Source organism: Terrisporobacter glycolicus ATCC 14880 = DSM 1288 (assembly GCF_036812735.1).
GTDB classification, from domain to species: Bacteria; Bacillota; Clostridia; order Peptostreptococcales; family Peptostreptococcaceae; genus Terrisporobacter; species Terrisporobacter glycolicus.
In genome coordinates this window covers 1,569,589-1,587,933 of sequence record NZ_CP117523.1, presented here as the reverse complement: position 1 = coordinate 1,587,933, position 18,345 = coordinate 1,569,589, and the positions used below count along the sequence as shown (strand labels likewise).

Below are 18,345 nucleotides of genomic sequence, written 5' to 3'. Positions count from 1 at the left end.
TTTATGTGAATCATTTTCTATATCGTTATTATTTATTTTGTTAAATATTACTATACTTCATTATTCTAATTGAATTAATAACAGCTATTAATGTTACTCCCACATCTGCAAATACAGCTTGCCACATATTTGCAAAACCCATTGCTCCCAAAAATAAAACTATAAATTTAACAAATAAAGCAAGTATAATATTTTGCCATACAATCTTTTCCGTTCTTTTTGCAATATTTATGCCATCTATTAATTTAGAAGTTTCATCATTCATTATAACTACATCAGCAGCTTCTATAGCTGCATCTGAACCTAATCCACCCATTGCTACACCTACATCAGCTACAACAAGCACCGGAGCATCATTTATGCCATCACCTACAAACGCCAAAGCACCTTTAGCACCTTTTTCTTCATATAACTGTTCTATTTTCTTCACCTTTTCATCTGGTAATAACTCAGATTCAACCTCATCTAAGTTTAGCTCTGTTGCTACATTTTGTGCTACTACTTTACTGTCACCAGTTAGCATAACTAATTTTTTTATACCAATTTTTCTAAGTCCTTTTATGGCTTTTTTCGAATCTTCTTTAATTTCATCTGAAATAATTATATATCCATAATACTTTGAATCTACTGCTATATGAACTACTGTGCCTGTTTCTACCTTTTCATTATATTTAATTTTTTCTTTATTCATTAACTTGGCATTTCCAGCTAATATCTTTTTATTATTTATGATAACACTTAGTCCATGTCCTGATATTTCATTATAATCTTTTATATTATTTTTATCTATTTCTTTTCCATATTCTTTTACTATAGATATACCTATGGGATGGTTTGAGTAATACTCTGCATACGCTGCATATTCTAAAAGCTCATCCTTAGATACATCCACGTTATTTATTTTTGTTACTTTAAATACTCCCTTTGTAAGAGTTCCTGTTTTGTCAAATACCACAGTTTCAACCTTACTCAAAGACTCCAAATAATTACTTCCTTTAATCAGTAATCCATTTTTAGATGCTGTCCCAATACCTGAGAAAAATCCTAAAGGTATGGAAATTACCAGTGCACAAGGGCAAGATACTACTAAAAATACTAATGATCTATATATCCAATCAGACCATAAATTATTTTTTAATAATAAAGGAGGAATTATGGCAAGTCCTAAGGCAATTATAACAACTACCGGCGTATAGTATTTAGCAAATTTAGTAATAAAATTTTCAGTTTCTGCTTTATTACTACTTGCATTTTCCACTAAATCTAATATTTTAGAAACTGTTGACTCTTCAAATATCTTACTTACTTTTATTTCTAAAACTCCATTATTATTTATTGACCCAGATAACACGTTGCTTCCTTCTTCAACTTTTACTGGCACAGATTCACCAGTAAGAGCAGATGTGTTTAGCATTGACTTTCCCTTAATAACTTCACCATCTAATGGTATTTTTTCACCAGCTTTCACAATAATAATATCATTTATTTTTACATCTTGTGGAGATACTCTTATAGTTTCATTATTTGTTTTTAAATTTGCATAATCTGGTCTAATATCCATCAATGATGAAATTGATTTTCTTGATTTATTAACAGCATAAGATTGAAAATTTTCTCCAATCTTATAAAATAACATAACTGCCACACCTTCTGCATATTGTTTTATAGTAAAAGCTCCTATTGTTGCTGCAGACATTAAAAAATTTTCATCAAATATGTTGCCTTTAAATATATTTGATATTGCTTTTATAACCACATCTCCACCTAATAAAATGTAACTTACAAGGAATAATATAAATTCCTCCCTTGGCGAAAGGTTTAGTATTATAGCCAAGAAAAAAATTATAGAGCCTACTATTAATGAACCCATCTGGCACCTTTTATATTTTTCTTCTTTATCCACTTCACTATCAAATTTATTATCTTCAACAATATTAATATTGGGCTCTACTTTTTTTATTATACTTTTAATATTATCTATAATAATTTCATCATTTTTACTCTTATCTATTTCTACTTCCAACTTTGATGATACAAAGTTTACTGACGAATTTAATACACCATCAATTTTTTTCACTTCAGATTCAATTTTACTTGTACAACTTGCACAATCTATGTTTTTGAGCAATAAAAAGATTTTTCGTGATGACATGTCTATAATGCTCCCTTCTATAAGTAATTATTAATAGTATTGATTAAATTCTATTAATAATGCAATTTATGAAATTTAAAACTAAAAAAAGAGCATTTTATATCCATGCTCTTCAAAATTTTTATAATTACTTACTATATTAAATTTAGTATGTTGTTAATAACAATTTCCTAAAGTGTTTTTTATTCATTTTAATTATACTTTTTTTACCATCCTTAAATTCAACGGAAACTACTCTATATAATTCATATGTATTGTTTGCTGTAAATCCTGCTATTACCCCCAAATATCCTATAATATATACACCTATTACAATCCTTACTATAATATCTATAATACTTTTACCATATTCAGTGTGTATAATTTCATATTTATTAATATCCTCACTAGATAGTTCAATACTATGTTGATTATTTTCCAATACTAATCCCCCTGAGTTTTTTGATAAACAAAGTAAAAAATTTTTATAATCACCCTTAATAACTAAATTGTTCATTAGAATCTCCTTATTTATAAATATATATATTTATTATTATAATTCACAATAATTATAACATATTTATATTTAGTATTATCTGTTATGTTATGTAAAAAGAGTTGTCCCTATATAAAACACAGAGATCAACTCTTTACCATACTATATATTTACAATTTTTAATTTTCTAATGCTCTTTTTATATCTGATATTATTAGATCTTCACTTAAATGATAACGTTCATATAATTCTCTCAATGGCACACTATCAGTAAATTCCTTAGTTGCACCAAAGTTTAATACCCTCATATTTTTATCTCCGTAGAATCTAGATATTTTTTCACCAAATCCACCATCTAGTATTCCATCTTCTAAAGTTATCACTAATTTATGATTTTCTTGCAGTTCATTTAATAAATCTTCATCCACACCAGTAATAAATCTTGGGTTTATTAATGTGGCGTTTATACCCAATGATTTTAATTTATTCTTAACTTTTTTACCTAAGTGGAAAAATGATCCAAGACCTATTATAGCTACTTCACTTCCTTCTTCAATTTTAACATATTTATTTAATTGATTAAAATTAGGTTTAACTTCTATACCAGTTGATACTACTTCCATATTTGGAACACGTATTGCAACTGGGTGCTTGTCTTGTTCTATTGCCCAATCAACCATGGCAAGATGCTCCTCTTTTGTAGTTGGAGCCAAGTATACTATGTTTGGAATATTAGATATTAATGGTATATCAAATAATCCTAAGTGAGTTACGTCTCCAGCACTTATTCCTCCCCAGTAAACCATAATAGTTGCTGGGTTATTGTTTATGGCAAGGTCTTGAGATAGTTGGTCATATGTTCTTTGTATAAATGAACTTATAAATCCTGCCACTGGTTTTGCACCTCTTTTTGCCATACCTGATGCAAGTGCTATGGCATGTTCTTCTGCTATACCAACATCTACATATTGATCTTGTAATTCACTTCTAAATCTATTTACTCCAACTATTCCTGGAGTTGCTGCTGTAATTGCTACTATAGACTTGTCCTTTTTAGCTTTTTCTATTAAAAAATCTTCTGTAATATCTCCATAAGTTTTAACATATTCATCTGTTAATTCTTCCTTTTTATTTTCCAAGTCAAAAGGCATTACCCAGTGGAATGATTCTTTGTTTACTTCTGCATCTTTGTAGCCCTTGCCTTTTAATGTCTTCATATGAATAACCACTGGATGGCCTGTGTCTTTAACTTTTTCAAAAGTTTCTATTAAGGATTCTATATTGTTTCCGTCTTTCACAAAGTGATATTCAAATCCTAGAGATTTAAAGAAATTATTTTCTGCTTTTCCTTCACTTTCACGAAGTATAGCCAAGTTCTCATAAAGTCCACCGTGGTTTTCTGCAATGGACATATTGTTATCATTTACTAATATTATTATATTTTTATTAGATGCTGCTGCATTGTTTAATCCTTCGTAAGCTTCTCCACCACTTAGAGAACCATCTCCTATTATTGCTACTATATTTTCTTTTCCTCCTAATGCATCACGACCTTTTGCCAAACCACAAGCCAAACTTATTGAAGTAGATGTGTGACCTATGGTAAAGAAGTCATGGTCGCTTTCCTTTGGTTCACTATATCCTGTAACTGTTTTAAATTTTTCATGGTTTATAAATGCTTCTTTTCTACCTGTTAAAATTTTATGTGTGTATGATTGATGAGAAACATCGTATACAAATTTATCAACTGGTGAATTAAACACATAGTGAAGAGCTATTGTTGCTTCCACCATACCTAAGTTTGGTCCAAAGTGACCTCCTGTTGTACTTACTTTTTTAATTAATACATCTCTTATTTCACATGATAATAAGTTTAAATCATCTCTGGATAAAGATTTTAAATCTTTTGGCTCATTAATTTTATTTAAAATATTTAATGTCATATTTGTCTCCTTGTAGTTTATTTTTTCTTCCTATGTTTGAAATTATAATATTTGGAGTTAACTCCAAGTCAATAGCTTTTTTTAAATTTATTTTTAATTAAATAAATATTAATATTATACCTAAGTTTAATTCATTTAATATTAGCTTTTTTGTTATAAATTAGTAATTAATAAAATAATGTTATATAAGTTTTAAATATGCTAATCCTATATTTATACATGACATAAATTAAGGAGGACACAATATGGATCTTAATGCTAAAATAGCCTTTAATAATCTTAAAATGGAAATAGCTAACGAACTGGGATACAACTATAACAACATTACAGATAAAGTAGAAAGTAATGCACCACAAGACACTATAATGGGTCACGCTAAAAATGTGCTAGCTGGAGAACAAGTTGGCGGTCAAATGAGTAAAAAATTAGTAGAACTTGGGGAAAAAGCTTTATTGGATAAATATAATTCACAAAACTAAGTTATTTATATTTTAAAATAAAGAAGCTGTCTCCCAAAATTGTGAGACAGCTTTATATTCTTAATTTAATAATATGTTTTTAATTTTCTTTGAATACATAATTATTAGTATAAACGTTGAGATTGGTATTGCTAAAAATACGGATAACTGGGGCGAAATATTCATAATATTATATTTTGAGAATATTAAAGGAATAATTATAGTCAGTGGTATAAGTAATACAACCTGTCTTATTAACTCTATCTTGCTTGCACTTACTTCATCTCCTGAAACCTGCATAAATGTAATTAAAGCATATAAGATTCCCAATAATGGAAAACCTACCAGCACTATTCTAATTATAGGTGTTGCTAATCCTAATAAGCTTATATCATTAGTAAACAACTTAGATACATCACCTGCAAATAAATATATTAGTATAGTTGTACTTATAGAATATATTAAGCTATATTTTATAATCTTATGTTTTACATCTCTCTCTTTATTCTTATCATTTTTGCCATGGAAGTAGGCAATTACAGATTGAGCTCCTTGTGTTAATCCTATCAATGGTAAAAGAATAACCATATTTATATTGCTACAAATGGACCAGGCTCCTATGTATGAAACATTACCATATTTTATTAAAACTTTGTTTATTATTAATCCACTTATACTATTTAATGACTGCATTAAGAACTGAACAAATCCTATTTTCACTAGACTAACTAGTATGTTTTTAAACTCTAAATAATCCAGATGACTTCTTTTTATCCATAATTTTTTCTTCATTAAAAATATTATGGACAATCCAAAGTAAAATATTTCACTTATTAATGTGGATAGTGCAATTCCCACAATTCCCATATTAAATACTAATGTTAGTATTATATTAAAAACAATATTTATAACAGTAGATAAAATTCCAACTATAACTTCAATTTTTGGATATCCAAATGCTCTTATATTATTAACTAACATATATCCAACTGAGCTAAATACATTAAATATTATGGCTATGTTTAAAAACTCTTTAGCCAAAACTTTAACTTGCCCACTTGCTCCAAGAATATTTAATAGCTGGTCTTGTAGTAAGAATATAATTATAGATATAACGGTGCTAGATATAACGCTGGAATAAAAACCTACTTTAAAAGTATTATTTACTTTTTCTTTATTATTTTCTCCTAGCCCTTTTGAGATAACTATACTTGTTGAAACTCCAAATATTAATTGAGCTGCAATTAACAATAAAAGTATTGGATTAAGAATACCCATAGCTGATAATGCAGTACTACTCATGCTTCCTAAATGCCCTGCAAATGCAGTATCTATCATTGATGTTAATGATTCAAGAACTAAAGAGCATATAGTTGGCAATGAGTAGAGAGCTATCAATTGTTGTATAGATTTTTTTTCAAATATATTTTCATTAGTCATACTTATTTTCTCCTAAACAAAGCAGTAAATCTGTGTATTTACACAGGAAATTAACAATTAATTTTAGAAGTAGTCTGAAAAGTATGGAGTTTGTTGCTCTATGGAATCCTCCAACATATCTACTGTTTCATGACTACAAGAAATACGTCCTATTTTATATAAATAGTCTGGACGCTTATATCCAAGCAACATTGTTACCATTGTCTGAATATCTATTTTATCATCTGTTTGTTTTGAAGTACGTGTGACTTTTCCCTTTCCATCAGCATCTATGGTAAGTATGAAATTTCCTTGGTTCCATGAAAGAAGAGGATCATCCATTTTAAATATCCATTCTCTTTTTATTGTGTCTGGTTTAAATGGGTATTGTTCGATAAATCCTTCTAAATCCACAATACGAGCCATAAAGTATGGCGATATAGTTTCTTTTATGTCTGCATCTTCAAGTAAAAATGCCAATGGTTCATCTGTGTAAGTATATCCTTTAACTTTAGTTATCATTGAGAAATGTGCACTTATAAAATTCCAAAGTCCAGTACGAGCTTCTTCATTAATAAATATCATATCTTTTATATGGAATATTTCTTCTTTTATCCAATAGAATATATATCCATCTGGTTCATTTTTTGCATTGTAATATATGGCTGCCATCAAGTCATCTGAATCCCAAAGCCAATATTCATTCCAAGCTAAATCATCTCTAAGCAATGCTCCGTGTGTTTGAAGTGCAAATCGTTCATAAGCTTTTTTAACTTCTTCACTATCTGCATCAACTCTCTCCACATCTCCAGATACTTGTTTGATTTTAGGAAGTTGATAATCATTAATTTCATAGGCAATTCTATCAGATATAATCTCCCATCCTTTTCTACGATAATATGGTATAGAGTAAGGATATAAATAAGATATGGTTTGTTTTCTTTCCTTCATATTTTTTAATGCCTGATACAATAGTTTGTGCATAAGCCCCTGATTAGCATACTCTGGATAAGTACCCACACCAGTAAGTCCTCCCATATCATAAGTTCTATTAAATATACGAACTTCCATAGGATAAACAGCCACTTGAGATATTAACTTTTCTCCATCAAACCAGCCAGAAACATCGGCTTTCTTCAATGTTGGGGATTTGGCCCGAATAATTTCTTTTTCTTCCCATCCAATTTCTTGCAAGTCTTGATCAGTTACTTGGAAAACATATCTTAATAACTGATTGTATTGCTCAAGATGCTCTAAGCCTACTGGCTTCATCTTTAATTCTCTCTTTCTTATCATATAATTCCCTCCATTTTAGTCAATTTTCTTATAATATTTAAAATATTATTTAATTTTTACTATTTATATAATTGTAAACCTAAGTGTTACCCCAATGTCAATCTTAATCTTTGATATTTATTTGCAACTCTGTTATATTATTTGATTGTTAATATGAACTATGCACACTCATTATAATAAAATACCTTATTAACTATCTATTACAATTATATCATAATGATTATATTGTAATTAAAAAAGTAGTTACTAGGATTTCACTTCTAGTAACTACTTTTTATACTCTCCACTTCTCACAGTCCCAAACTTTATTAACAATATCTTTGTAAAATTCCTTGTCATGACTTACTAAGATTATGCTCCCTTCATATGAAATAAGGGCCCTTTTTAACTCTTCCTTTGCTTGAACATCTAAATGGTTAGTCGGTTCATCTAAGAAAAGTATATTACTTGCTTTATTTATAACTTGGCACAGTCTAACTTTTGCCTGTTCTCCACCACTTAGAACAGAAACTTCACTGTTAATATGATCATCTGTTAAACCACATCTTGCAAGGATCTTTCTCACATCTGTTCTATTCATATGAGGAAATTCATTCCAAACTTCATCTAGTACAATATTATCACTTGCAAATACTTCTTGTTCATAATAACCAATATCTATGTGATCATCTAAGATTACTTTGCCACCTATGGGATTTATAATTCCCATTAAACTTTTTAGTAGCGTGGTTTTTCCTATTCCATTTGCACCTGTAATTGCTATTTTATCATCTCTTTCCATTTGTAAATTTAAAGGTTTCGTAAGAGGTTTATCATAGCCAACAACAAGATTTTTCGTTTTGAAAAGAACTTGCCATGGTGATTTAGAGTATTTGAAATTGAAATGTGGCTTAGGTTTAATTTTATTAATTTCAATCTTATTCATTTTTTTAAGTTTCTTTTCCCTTGATTTTGCTTGGGCTGCTGTTGCTGCTCTTGTTTTATTTTTTCTAATATAATCTTCCAATTTATTAATTTCATTTTGTTGCTTATTATAATCTCTTTGTAATTGCTCTTTTTGTAATTCATGCTGCTCTAAAAATTTTTCATAATTACCCACATATCTAGTTAATTTCTTATTTTCCAAATTATAAATTATATTTACTACCTCATTCATAAATTCAGTATCATGTGAAATAAGAATAAATGCATTTTCATAGCTTTTCAAATAAGATTCTAACCAATCAATATTTTCTTCATCTAAATGATTTGTGGGTTCATCCAGTAATAAAATATCCGGCTTTTCTAGTAATAACTTGGCTAGTAGCACTTTACTTCTTTGGCCACCACTCAAGTTTTCAGGATTTCTTAATAAAAATTCTTTTATTCCTATACCATTAGCAATTGCATCTACCTTAGAGTCTATGCTATAAAAGTCACTTTCTTCTAGTACACCTTGTAAATTTGATGCTTTATCCATTATTTTCTGTAGTTCATCTTCTCTTTCGAATTCCATTTTTTCGTATAACTTTGTTATTTTAGTTTCTATTAAATACAAATCTTTAAAAGCATTTTTTAAAAATTCCTCCACACTTTCATAGTCATTTATATTAACATTTTGGTCCATATATCCTACACTTATTTTACTATTCCACTCTATAGTTCCACTGTCTGGTAAAAGTTCATTTGTAATAAGTTTCATAAAACTTGTCTTTCCTTCTCCATTTGCCCCTACAAGACCTATATGTTCTCCTCTCAATAATTTGAAAGATACATCATTAAACAATATTTTGTCCCCAAATCCTTGAGTCAAGTTATTTACACTTAAAATACTCATGTTCATCACTTCCTTTGTCTTTTTACATAATGCTTACAAGTATATATTAAGACTTTTGACATGTAATAGCCAAGTTCATACATATTTCTGTATTAAACTTGCACAAAAATAGCTAAATTTATCATATGCAAATTTAGCTATTTTTGTGCCAAGTCTTTATCTAAATGAAATTAAGACAACTCCTTGCCAATATTTTATTTTATTCTCACTACTTCTTTAGTGATCTTATTATTCTTCTTATACTTGATTGTGTAAGATAATACTCATTAGCCAAATCTTTTACAGATATACCACCAGAGTATTTGATTAATATTTCTTCATTACGTTTTTTCAATTCATTTTTTGTGTTTGTATTTTCTCCCCAAGATTTTTTGTTTTTCTTAGGAATATATATATAACCACCTTCAATATACTCTTGTCAAATTTCTATTATATTTGAAGGTAAAATATCTTGCGCTTTTTCATACTTCATAAGTTTTAGCTCCCATCTACATTTTTATTTGTAAATTAAGCAATAACTTATAGAAAACATGCGCTCTTTTTATTTGAAATTTACTCTATACAAATACTACATGTTTTCTTAGTTATTGCATAGAGCTTACTTCATTCATTTTCTTCATAGACATTCTTACCACCTCACTTTAAATTTAAATTTATATTAAAATAATCTATTTATATTCGAATATCCCCTGTTTATAAATATAGTACTAAAAGATATAATAGTAATAATAACAGGTATTTGATAACATGCTAAAGTTAATACTTTACTTTTTAAACTCCCCTTATTTATTTTTGAAAATAATAAAAAAATCATTACTATTCCATATCCGATCATGCAGCCTAAAGTATTATTTATAATATCATCAATCTCAAATATACCTCTCTTACTTATTAATTGAAGCACTTCAATAAAAATCGTCATACATAATCCTAAAAAATAAGTAATATAAAACTTTTCACATTTTTTGAAAAGCAATGGTAGCATAATCCCAAAGGGAACAAACATCAATATATTAAGAATTAAGTTCCTAAGTTCTAGTAAAGAAAATCTATTCCACACTTTTATATAAGAACTAAATATATGTAAATTTATATTTTCATACATTCCAGGTATTCTATGAACAAATGTAGCTCCTAGTACCATAACAGTATAAATTAAAAATATACTCCATAATAAAACTTTACTGGTATTTAATTTTTTAGTGCCTTTCATAATCTTTTTATATATTAAAAAGTATATTATTAAGAATACACTAATTCCAATGGACACACTTCCTATGCCTAGTAAAAAATATTCACTGGCCATGTGAATAATTGATGAGATTCTCAATTTGCTGCCTCCTTATGTAATATATTTCTAGCTCATCTATAAATTCTAGTTACTTTTTTAGTTTATCATATGCTTGCATAACTTTATATTACAATATGGTAATTTGCAATTATTTCTAACTAAAATAAATAAGAATTTATAGGAAGCCCCTCATCTTTCATTCTTTTTAACTTTCTTTACAAGAATAAATTTAATCACCTATATATTTAACTACTTTGTCAAACAAATGTGGTTGAATTTCTACATAAGTTAAATTATCTGGCAGTAAATCAAAAAAGTTGATCTCTCCAATTTCAAGATCAGGCAACTCTCCAAGCTCATATATTTCTGCAAAAAATAACCCACCGAATGTTGTTACATTTTCTATTGTAACTGAATAAGGGCAAATAGGCATAAGTTTAAATTCTCTTGCTCCTGTTTCTTCTTGCAGTTCTCTTGAAGCAGCAAAATCTATTGTTTCTCCTTTTTCTCTATGACCGCCTGGAATTTCCCAAGTTGATCTTTCTTTATGTTTTGACAAAACCCATTTATTCTTAAATCTTGAAACTATTATTGCATAAAATAAATCCTTGTCATTTACTTCATCCCATTTATGATAATTGACTTTAATCATTTTTAAATATCCCCCCAACACATAACTATTGTAACATAGTAATGCAATTGATAAAATCTTGGTATAAATTTAAAATCTTAATAATAAGCTTACTAAAGTTGTTATTCGAAATTTTCTTAATCACTTTATTTCTAGTGATAACACAATAATTACAAAATTTTGTTATCGGTAAATCTAAATAGGCTATTTAATTATTTTCAAAAGAATCTCATCACTTTAATAATCTAGTTTATATAAGTAATCAGACATAAGAATTAACACAATACTGTGTTTTTTAGATAATGCACAACTATTGGAATCCTCTAAATCCTCCACCATTTTGGGAAAATTTATCATTCATGATTATTAACTATATCCAATATTGTGAATTTCAATGGCTTGAAATATCATAAATTATCTCTTTATAGAATTCTGTTATTGGTTGGCTCATCATTTCAGCATTAATAATAATTATTATCTTTAATATAATTTTAATAAATACTATATATCTAATATTTTATCTTCAATATTGGCTAAAACTTCACAGTCACAATATGCACCATTTTCTTGTAACCACTCTATTGACTCTTGAAAAGGTAAGTTGTTCATTTGTAAAAATTCTTTAGTATATTTTAAAGTATCATCACATCCGTAAGTCTCCAAAATTTCATCTATATAATCAAATAACTGTTCAAATATTTCTTTACTAAAATGAAGTGAGTTTTGAAATTCACATCTCTCTTCATTTTTGAATTTTTTTAGTAATTCTTTCTTCCTTGATTTATCCATACTAATCTCCTTACATAAGATTAAAATCTTACTTATTTTTTTCTAATTCTTCAATTCTTCCTTTTGCATAATCTAATTCATGTTTCATAGTAGTTACATCGTGATTTAATTCATTTATCTGATTAGATAATGATAAAAATCCCCAAAATACTATTAATAACAAAACTAAACATACATATAGTTGTTTCCTCACTGCTTTTAAAATTTCATCTTTACTTAAATATTCTTTCATTGTAAACCTCCCTCTATAACTTCCAAATATTAACTACTTATAAAGCAAATTAATATTATATAATTTATTCAAATACTAACATCTAAATAAATTAAAAAAATATCAATCAATAACTATTGTATCATAGTCAATAATTTCACATTTAAATCAAAATAAATTATATATATATATTATTTTTTATATTAAAAAAGAGCACATATGATGCTCCTTTGTTTAGAATATATTTAATAATCATTAATAATATAATAAATCTTGAATTATTCTAGTATTTCACTCCTATAATATTCTATTTGTCGTAGTTGCTCGTAGAATTATTATTTAAAGAATTTTCATCAATTTCATTATAAAAAGCATATCCACTAAGTAATAACCCTAATCCACCTATTAGGGAAATTACCATTCCACCAGTTCTAAAACTTTCTGTATTTGACTTAATAATCATTTCATATTCATTTGTATCCATTGATCCACCGTTGGCTTGAATTGCATTATCTCCCATATTTTGTCCTATAGATGGTGACATAAATACTAAAATAATTCCTATTACAAAGCTAATTCCCATAACAATAATAGAATTTTTTGCAATCTTCTTTTTCATATTGTCCCCCTATAATTAGTAATTTTTATGCATACAAATACTAAGTGTTTGTCATATATATTTTTTAATGATTTCATTGCTATTTTCATCCACCAGATTAAGATAACTATTAGGTGTTCTCACAATATAATTACCATTATTCTGTGAATCTTAATAAGTATCCATCTGGGTCTTGAATAAGAAACTCCTTTTGGACTTCTTTTTTTCCACCACACATATATACTGTTTCTTTCAATTCCCTATAAATTTCTATATTATTGCTTTTTATATTATGATATAGCATGTCAACATCATTGCAGGCAATAGAAAAGTTTATTCCTCTGCCTAAAGGATATTCTAAAATGTCAACATTCCATCCTTGTGAATGAATTTCCTCAAACACAAATTGATTTTCTCCATATGATAAAAACATAAACTTGTCATCTGTTCTTTCATATTCTAATTTAAAACCTAAAATAGATATATAAAATTGCTTTGTAGATTGAATATCACTTACAGATAATTCAGGTATTAAGGCATTAAATTTCATTTTTTCTCTCCTAATATGTAAGATTTAGCTCCATTTGAAGCACATCTTCTTTTACAAGGTTATCCTGCCACACAAATCCACCTGCAACTGTATTTGTTTCTGCAAATCCTAAAGACTTGTAAACATGAATAGCCCTACTATTACTTTTCAGCACATCAAGCTCAATCTTTTTATATCCGTATGATTTTGATAAATCAATAACTTGTTTTAAAGCATTGCTTCCAATGCCTTTTCCTCTATATTCAGGTAGAATACCCATACCTAAATAACCGATTGTTTCTGTTTTAAGTGAAACATCACACCAACCAACACATTTGTCATTTTCTAAATCAATTATGAACAAATGTGGAAAGTCTTTAACTATGGCACCTTTTATAAATTCCACTGTACTTTCAAAAGAAAATGCTTCATTCATGGCTAAATATTTCCTTTCTTTTGCTACTGTATCAAATGTCTCCCAGTATGAGTGAATGTATTGTTCTTGTGGCTTTATAAATTTTACTTTTCCCATTGTCCAATTCCCCTTTTTAATAACTAATTTGTAAGTTTCCATAAAATAGCATACTTACACAGTTTTGCTACTTTACTTGACCTATTTTATCAAACGGAAATATTCTAATAAAAACTTCTCCTACAACATCATTTAATGAAATAGCTCCTATATATGATTGTCTACTATCATCACTGTTTTCTCTATTATCTCCCATGGCAAAAATATGGTTATCTGGTACAATAATATCTATATCTCCATCTGTGTATACATCTACTAAGTAATCTTCTTCTAAGTGTTTACCATTTATATAAACATTGTTATCTTTTATAATCAAATGTTCCCCTGGTAATGCAATAACCCTTTTTACTAAATTCTTTTTTGGGCTAGAGTTATTGCCACTTAAATCTGCTTTAAAAACAATAACATCACCACGTTGTGGCATATGACTTTTATACGCCAATCTATTTATAAATAAATAATCGTTATTTTTTAATGTGGGGTACATAGATTGACCACTTACCATTGTTGGCTGAGCTACTATATTTATACATATAGCTATTGCTCCTGATATACATATAGTTCTAATCCAATCGATAATTTCATCCTTAACCTTTTTATTCAAAATAATATCCTCCTTAGTAGGTTTTCTTATGGAGTATACTTCAACCATATATTTAATATATTGTCGCTATTTTGAAAAAATCCTTTTAAGAATTATATGAAAAATAATACATAAACCCAGTTAATATCTCACTTTGTGACATAGATGATTATCGTTCTTCTTTACTGTATTTTTTACAAGAATTTTCTTACTTACTAAATATATTTTTTAATAACATAGGAGTATATCTTATTCCATCTGTTATTTGTTCTTCTTGCATTACTGAGAACCCGAAGTGTTTATAAATTTCTATAGCATAAGGAGATGAATTAACAGTAATAGAATCACTTGTACTATTTTCTATAACTATTTCAATTAATTTTCGTCCAATACCTTGTCTATGATATTCACCTTTTACAAAAAATAATGCAATATGATTACCTTCATTTCTAGTTGCAATAATACCTATTAGTAATTTTTCTTTATATGCACCATACCATTGCAATGAATCAACCCATTTAACGTCATTAATACATTCTTTAAATGTTTCAATTCCTTTTTGAGAATAATCTGGTGCTTCATATTCCATAAATACATTTAATACTAAGTCCAAAGCTCCTGAAATATCATCTTGTTTTAACTTTTTTATCTCCATATACACACCTCTCACAAATATAAAAATTCCTCATTACTTGGAACTCTTAATAAAACTATATATTATCTCTAATAACCTGACATGGATTCCCATAGGCTATTTTATTTGATGGTATATCTTTTGTTACTATACTCCCTGCACCAATTACCACATTATCGCCAATAGTCACACCCGGCATAATAATTGCCCCACCACCAATCCAAACATTATTTCCTATTGTAACAGGTGCTGTTTGAGTTTTACAAAACTCAAAAGAACTATCTTCCCTTATTTCTCCAAATCTATCTTTTGCATTTACTGGATGAAAGGCCGTATATATTTGGACATTAGGTGCAATGAGAGCGTTATCTCCTATGATAATTTTATTGTCATCTAAAAAAGTACAATTCATATTTACTTCACAGTTATTTCCAAAATAAATATTATTTCCATAATCCACAAAAAACGGTGAGGTGATCCAAAGATTATCACCACGTTCACCCAATAAGTCAGTTAAAATGCGGTTCTTTTCCTCTAATTTTTCTGAATCTAGTTGATTATAATCTCGAATTAAATTTTTTGCTTTATGCCACTGATCTAACAATTCGCTGTCTCCACAATCATAAAGTTTTCCTGCTAACATTTTTTCTCTTTCAGTCATCTTATTCCCTCCACAAAGTTTCTGCTTATCTATAGTGCTATAAATTCAATCAAAGTATAAATATCTAATATATGCTAATTATAATTCCTTTATCTTTATATATAACTGCACGATAAAATTCCTTCAAATCTTGAAAACATGATAGTAGCTCTTCTCTTATTTCATCTTCATCCTCTTCTAACCAAATACTTGGATATATATCCTTTTTGTCAAAATCCTTTGATGAATAATTATTGCTTAAATCATCAATATTTATCTGTTCCAACGCTCTTACAATTTTAGCTAACCTATCAGGATAAATATATGCAATAAAATCTTCTTCATCTTCACTAAAGGTATTTGTCCCTATTATGGCTTCACTTAACAAATTATTTTCCATTGGAGTAGTAGCGGAGCTCCCTGTTAATAAACAATGTAGACCATCCCACATTTTATCAAGTTCAAAAATATCTAGGTCTTCTTCATCTTCCAATTCTTCAATTTCATCTAATAAATCCTCAGAGTTTTTCTTTTTTAAACTATTTAATAATTCTTTATCTGCTTCTATATAACAAGCTAACATTCCCATATAATATCCCTCACTTTCTAATTACGTAAAAATATTAGTATATAATAAAGTTTTGAACTTCATTATATATAGTCTATAAATTCGTTCTTTTTATATCCATATACCTTTATTGAATCTATAAGTATATCTCCTGGTACATGTATTTTTTGCAATATTCTAATAACTTTATTTTTTACAATATCATTATCAACTTTAATTTCTAGTCATTCAATAGTATCATATCCTCCTATATTAAAATGATAAAACCAATCTGCATCCCAATCACTTGTATGATTACAATCAATAATCTTTGTTCTCCAAAATGTTAAAGATTCGTAGTTATACATAGAAAATCTTATTTCTTCCCATTTGGTATTATTCATTAATTTGTTATAATGCATTTATACTAATCTCCTTGCATTTTCTATAATATAAACTTGAATATATTATAGCAATTTTAACATAATTACTAATTTCCTCATATTAATATAGAAAAAATTTGAACTTAAAAATTATTCTGACTCAATGACATTCATCTGCTTTTCTATATCTTTGAAAATCTATTTATATTTTCCAAATACACATAAATCATAAAAATTATTATTTTTGAAAACAGCATTCTTCATAATTCCTTCTAAAGCAAAGCTATTTTTTTCAAGAACACGTTGTGATGCCACATTTGGTTTATACACTAGACCTGTGATCCTTACAATATTCAGCTGTGAAAATGCAATACAAGTAATTTGATTTACAGCCTCTGTCATTATACCCTTTGACCAGTTTTTTGATAGTAAAAGATATCCAATTTCAGCATCTTTCACATATACATCATTCTTTACTTCCACTGATATATTTCCAACGTATTCCTTATCAACAACAATTGCTCTAAAAATACCTTTTTTACCTTCACTTTCTTGAACCATGTTTAGCCACCAGTTTGCATCCTTTTCTGTATATGGAAAAGGTATTCTGTTTGATAAAAATTTCCTGTCTACATTATTGCATATGTCCGCTAATATGTGTTTATCATCCAGTGTCCATTTTTTTAAGATAACCTCCATACATATCCCCCCTATATTTATTTAAATTATATAGAATTATGTATATTATAATCAATATTAAACTAAAAAAGGGAGCATTGCCCCCCTTTTTTATAATAATATGATTAATCATTATATATTTTTATTATTAATCTAGTTTTGTACTACTTTAACCCAAACTTCCATTTTCATTGTATCTTCGTTATGACCTTCATAATAGTCTATACAAAAAAGTTGTGCGATAACATTATAGTTTGGCAACCATACTTGAAAAATATATCTTTATGCTTTATATAATACATCAATTACTAATGTCTTAAAGTTTTCTACTTCAAATGAACAAACAATATATTCTCCAGTAATAAGCTCCCAATTTATATATATGTACCATTTATGAGATAGGATATCAAATAAAAATTGGAAATAAAATAATCATATATAATGCGAATTTATATATAGAACTATTAATATTAAAATTCATAATCCCCCGAAAACTTATATAAACTTTGCTACTATTAACTTTTAGTCTTTGATTTTTTGTAAAAATAAAATCCTGCCCCTACAATCGATATCCCTATAATTACATAAATAAAACTTGTTGGTATTCCCCACGCATAATTAGTCGCTGAATTCATATGCTTTTCCACCTTTGATTTATTTAAAACAATTGTAGCATAGTAATTAATTTATATCATTATACAAAAAATGGTGTCCACAAGAACACCATTTAATCTATTTAT

Annotated in this window: 22 protein-coding genes; 1 reads left to right on the top strand and 21 read right to left on the bottom strand. The window is 27.8% G+C overall.

Annotated elements, in window-relative coordinates:
* Window positions 1-40: 40 nt before the first annotated feature.
* The 3 genes from TEGL_RS07880 to TEGL_RS07870 all read right to left on the bottom strand — a co-directional run bounded on the left by TEGL_RS07880 (window position 41) and on the right by TEGL_RS07870 (window position 4,570).
* Window positions 41-2,152, bottom strand: a complete 2,112-nt coding sequence (locus TEGL_RS07880; RefSeq protein ID WP_018590239.1) for a heavy metal translocating P-type ATPase — start codon at window positions 2,150-2,152, stop codon at window positions 41-43.
* A gap of 145 nt (window positions 2,153-2,297) precedes the next feature.
* On the bottom strand, window positions 2,298-2,648 hold the full coding sequence (locus tag TEGL_RS07875) for a hypothetical protein (protein ID WP_018590240.1): 351 nt from the start codon (window positions 2,646-2,648) through the stop codon (window positions 2,298-2,300).
* A gap of 158 nt (window positions 2,649-2,806) precedes the next feature.
* The gene (locus TEGL_RS07870; protein ID WP_018590241.1) at window positions 2,807-4,570 is read right to left on the bottom strand and encodes a 1-deoxy-D-xylulose-5-phosphate synthase; all 1,764 of its coding nucleotides are present in this window, start codon (window positions 4,568-4,570) and stop codon (window positions 2,807-2,809) included.
* Window positions 4,571-4,815: 245 nt separating this feature from the next.
* Between TEGL_RS07870 and TEGL_RS07865 the strand changes: the two genes are divergently transcribed.
* Entirely contained in the window at window positions 4,816-5,049 is a 234-nt protein-coding gene (locus tag TEGL_RS07865) for a small, acid-soluble spore protein, alpha/beta type (protein ID WP_018590242.1), read from the top strand.
* A 60-nt stretch (window positions 5,050-5,109) separates the two neighbouring features.
* Here TEGL_RS07865 and TEGL_RS07860 read toward each other — a convergent pair whose 3' ends face one another.
* The 18 genes from TEGL_RS07860 to TEGL_RS07775 form a co-directional block, all read right to left on the bottom strand.
* Window positions 5,110-6,468: an MATE family efflux transporter gene (locus TEGL_RS07860; protein ID WP_018590243.1), complete on the bottom strand. Its 1,359-nt coding sequence runs from the start codon at window positions 6,466-6,468 to the stop codon at window positions 5,110-5,112.
* A 63-nt stretch (window positions 6,469-6,531) separates the two neighbouring features.
* Window positions 6,532-7,743, bottom strand: coding sequence for a GNAT family N-acetyltransferase (locus tag TEGL_RS07855; protein ID WP_018590244.1), 1,212 nt, complete (start codon window positions 7,741-7,743; stop codon window positions 6,532-6,534).
* A gap of 274 nt (window positions 7,744-8,017) precedes the next feature.
* Window positions 8,018-9,559, bottom strand: coding sequence for an ABC-F family ATP-binding cassette domain-containing protein (locus tag TEGL_RS07850; RefSeq protein ID WP_018590245.1), 1,542 nt, complete (start codon window positions 9,557-9,559; stop codon window positions 8,018-8,020).
* A 208-nt stretch (window positions 9,560-9,767) separates the two neighbouring features.
* Window positions 9,768-9,968 (bottom strand): CD3324 family protein, encoded by a 201-nt coding sequence (locus TEGL_RS07845; protein WP_330360089.1) that lies wholly within the window; start codon window positions 9,966-9,968, stop codon window positions 9,768-9,770.
* Between the two features lie 249 nt (window positions 9,969-10,217).
* The gene (locus TEGL_RS07840; RefSeq protein ID WP_027626945.1) at window positions 10,218-10,889 is read right to left on the bottom strand and encodes a VanZ family protein; all 672 of its coding nucleotides are present in this window, start codon (window positions 10,887-10,889) and stop codon (window positions 10,218-10,220) included.
* A gap of 190 nt (window positions 10,890-11,079) precedes the next feature.
* Window positions 11,080-11,502 carry an NUDIX hydrolase gene (locus TEGL_RS07835; protein ID WP_018590247.1) on the bottom strand — a complete coding sequence of 141 codons (423 nt, stop codon included), beginning with the start codon at window positions 11,500-11,502 and terminating at the stop codon, window positions 11,080-11,082.
* A gap of 480 nt (window positions 11,503-11,982) precedes the next feature.
* Window positions 11,983-12,270 (bottom strand): DUF2695 domain-containing protein, encoded by a 288-nt coding sequence (locus TEGL_RS07830; protein ID WP_018590248.1) that lies wholly within the window; start codon window positions 12,268-12,270, stop codon window positions 11,983-11,985.
* A gap of 28 nt (window positions 12,271-12,298) precedes the next feature.
* Window positions 12,299-12,502 carry a hypothetical protein gene (locus TEGL_RS07825; protein ID WP_018590249.1) on the bottom strand — a complete coding sequence of 68 codons (204 nt, stop codon included), beginning with the start codon at window positions 12,500-12,502 and terminating at the stop codon, window positions 12,299-12,301.
* Between the two features lie 286 nt (window positions 12,503-12,788).
* Window positions 12,789-13,100 (bottom strand): hypothetical protein, encoded by a 312-nt coding sequence (locus tag TEGL_RS07820; RefSeq protein WP_018590250.1) that lies wholly within the window; start codon window positions 13,098-13,100, stop codon window positions 12,789-12,791.
* Window positions 13,101-13,236: 136 nt separating this feature from the next.
* The gene (locus tag TEGL_RS07815) at window positions 13,237-13,629 is read right to left on the bottom strand and encodes a bleomycin resistance protein (RefSeq protein WP_018590251.1); all 393 of its coding nucleotides are present in this window, start codon (window positions 13,627-13,629) and stop codon (window positions 13,237-13,239) included.
* Between the two features lie 10 nt (window positions 13,630-13,639).
* The gene (locus tag TEGL_RS07810) at window positions 13,640-14,140 is read right to left on the bottom strand and encodes a GNAT family N-acetyltransferase (RefSeq protein WP_018590252.1); all 501 of its coding nucleotides are present in this window, start codon (window positions 14,138-14,140) and stop codon (window positions 13,640-13,642) included.
* A gap of 67 nt (window positions 14,141-14,207) precedes the next feature.
* Window positions 14,208-14,744 carry a signal peptidase I gene (lepB, locus tag TEGL_RS07805; RefSeq protein WP_018590253.1) on the bottom strand — a complete coding sequence of 179 codons (537 nt, stop codon included), beginning with the start codon at window positions 14,742-14,744 and terminating at the stop codon, window positions 14,208-14,210.
* A 187-nt stretch (window positions 14,745-14,931) separates the two neighbouring features.
* The gene (locus TEGL_RS07800; protein WP_018590254.1) at window positions 14,932-15,378 is read right to left on the bottom strand and encodes a GNAT family N-acetyltransferase; all 447 of its coding nucleotides are present in this window, start codon (window positions 15,376-15,378) and stop codon (window positions 14,932-14,934) included.
* A gap of 55 nt (window positions 15,379-15,433) precedes the next feature.
* The gene (locus tag TEGL_RS07795; protein ID WP_018590255.1) at window positions 15,434-16,018 is read right to left on the bottom strand and encodes a sugar O-acetyltransferase; all 585 of its coding nucleotides are present in this window, start codon (window positions 16,016-16,018) and stop codon (window positions 15,434-15,436) included.
* A gap of 64 nt (window positions 16,019-16,082) precedes the next feature.
* Window positions 16,083-16,586 carry a YfbM family protein gene (locus TEGL_RS07790; protein WP_018590256.1) on the bottom strand — a complete coding sequence of 168 codons (504 nt, stop codon included), beginning with the start codon at window positions 16,584-16,586 and terminating at the stop codon, window positions 16,083-16,085.
* A 203-nt stretch (window positions 16,587-16,789) separates the two neighbouring features.
* The gene (locus tag TEGL_RS07785) at window positions 16,790-16,966 is read right to left on the bottom strand and encodes a DUF6678 family protein (RefSeq protein ID WP_018590257.1); all 177 of its coding nucleotides are present in this window, start codon (window positions 16,964-16,966) and stop codon (window positions 16,790-16,792) included.
* Window positions 16,967-17,125: 159 nt separating this feature from the next.
* Window positions 17,126-17,626 (bottom strand): GNAT family N-acetyltransferase, encoded by a 501-nt coding sequence (locus TEGL_RS07780; protein ID WP_018590258.1) that lies wholly within the window; start codon window positions 17,624-17,626, stop codon window positions 17,126-17,128.
* Between the two features lie 494 nt (window positions 17,627-18,120).
* Window positions 18,121-18,240, bottom strand: a complete 120-nt coding sequence (locus TEGL_RS07775; protein ID WP_018590259.1) for an LPXTG cell wall anchor domain-containing protein — start codon at window positions 18,238-18,240, stop codon at window positions 18,121-18,123.
* Window positions 18,241-18,345 lie beyond the last annotated feature (105 nt).

Coding starts and splice junctions, on each gene's coding strand:
- TEGL_RS07880 (WP_018590239.1), bottom strand. CDS start 2,152: ATGTCATCACGAAAAATCTTTTTATTGCTCAAAAACATAGATTGTGCA.
- TEGL_RS07875 (WP_018590240.1), bottom strand. CDS start 2,648: ATGAACAATTTAGTTATTAAGGGTGATTATAAAAATTTTTTACTTTGT.
- TEGL_RS07870 (WP_018590241.1), bottom strand. CDS start 4,570: ATGACATTAAATATTTTAAATAAAATTAATGAGCCAAAAGATTTAAAA.
- TEGL_RS07865 (WP_018590242.1), top strand. CDS start 4,816: ATGGATCTTAATGCTAAAATAGCCTTTAATAATCTTAAAATGGAAATA.
- TEGL_RS07860 (WP_018590243.1), bottom strand. CDS start 6,468: ATGACTAATGAAAATATATTTGAAAAAAAATCTATACAACAATTGATA.
- TEGL_RS07855 (WP_018590244.1), bottom strand. CDS start 7,743: ATGATAAGAAAGAGAGAATTAAAGATGAAGCCAGTAGGCTTAGAGCAT.
- TEGL_RS07850 (WP_018590245.1), bottom strand. CDS start 9,559: ATGAGTATTTTAAGTGTAAATAACTTGACTCAAGGATTTGGGGACAAA.
- TEGL_RS07835 (WP_018590247.1), bottom strand. CDS start 11,502: ATGATTAAAGTCAATTATCATAAATGGGATGAAGTAAATGACAAGGAT.
- TEGL_RS07830 (WP_018590248.1), bottom strand. CDS start 12,270: ATGGATAAATCAAGGAAGAAAGAATTACTAAAAAAATTCAAAAATGAA.
- TEGL_RS07825 (WP_018590249.1), bottom strand. CDS start 12,502: ATGAAAGAATATTTAAGTAAAGATGAAATTTTAAAAGCAGTGAGGAAA.
- TEGL_RS07820 (WP_018590250.1), bottom strand. CDS start 13,100: ATGAAAAAGAAGATTGCAAAAAATTCTATTATTGTTATGGGAATTAGC.
- TEGL_RS07815 (WP_018590251.1), bottom strand. CDS start 13,629: ATGAAATTTAATGCCTTAATACCTGAATTATCTGTAAGTGATATTCAA.
- TEGL_RS07810 (WP_018590252.1), bottom strand. CDS start 14,140: ATGGGAAAAGTAAAATTTATAAAGCCACAAGAACAATACATTCACTCA.
- TEGL_RS07800 (WP_018590254.1), bottom strand. CDS start 15,378: ATGGAGATAAAAAAGTTAAAACAAGATGATATTTCAGGAGCTTTGGAC.
- TEGL_RS07795 (WP_018590255.1), bottom strand. CDS start 16,018: ATGACTGAAAGAGAAAAAATGTTAGCAGGAAAACTTTATGATTGTGGA.
- TEGL_RS07790 (WP_018590256.1), bottom strand. CDS start 16,586: ATGGGAATGTTAGCTTGTTATATAGAAGCAGATAAAGAATTATTAAAT.
- TEGL_RS07785 (WP_018590257.1), bottom strand. CDS start 16,966: ATGCATTATAACAAATTAATGAATAATACCAAATGGGAAGAAATAAGA.
- TEGL_RS07780 (WP_018590258.1), bottom strand. CDS start 17,626: ATGGAGGTTATCTTAAAAAAATGGACACTGGATGATAAACACATATTA.
- TEGL_RS07775 (WP_018590259.1), bottom strand. CDS start 18,240: ATGAATTCAGCGACTAATTATGCGTGGGGAATACCAACAAGTTTTATT.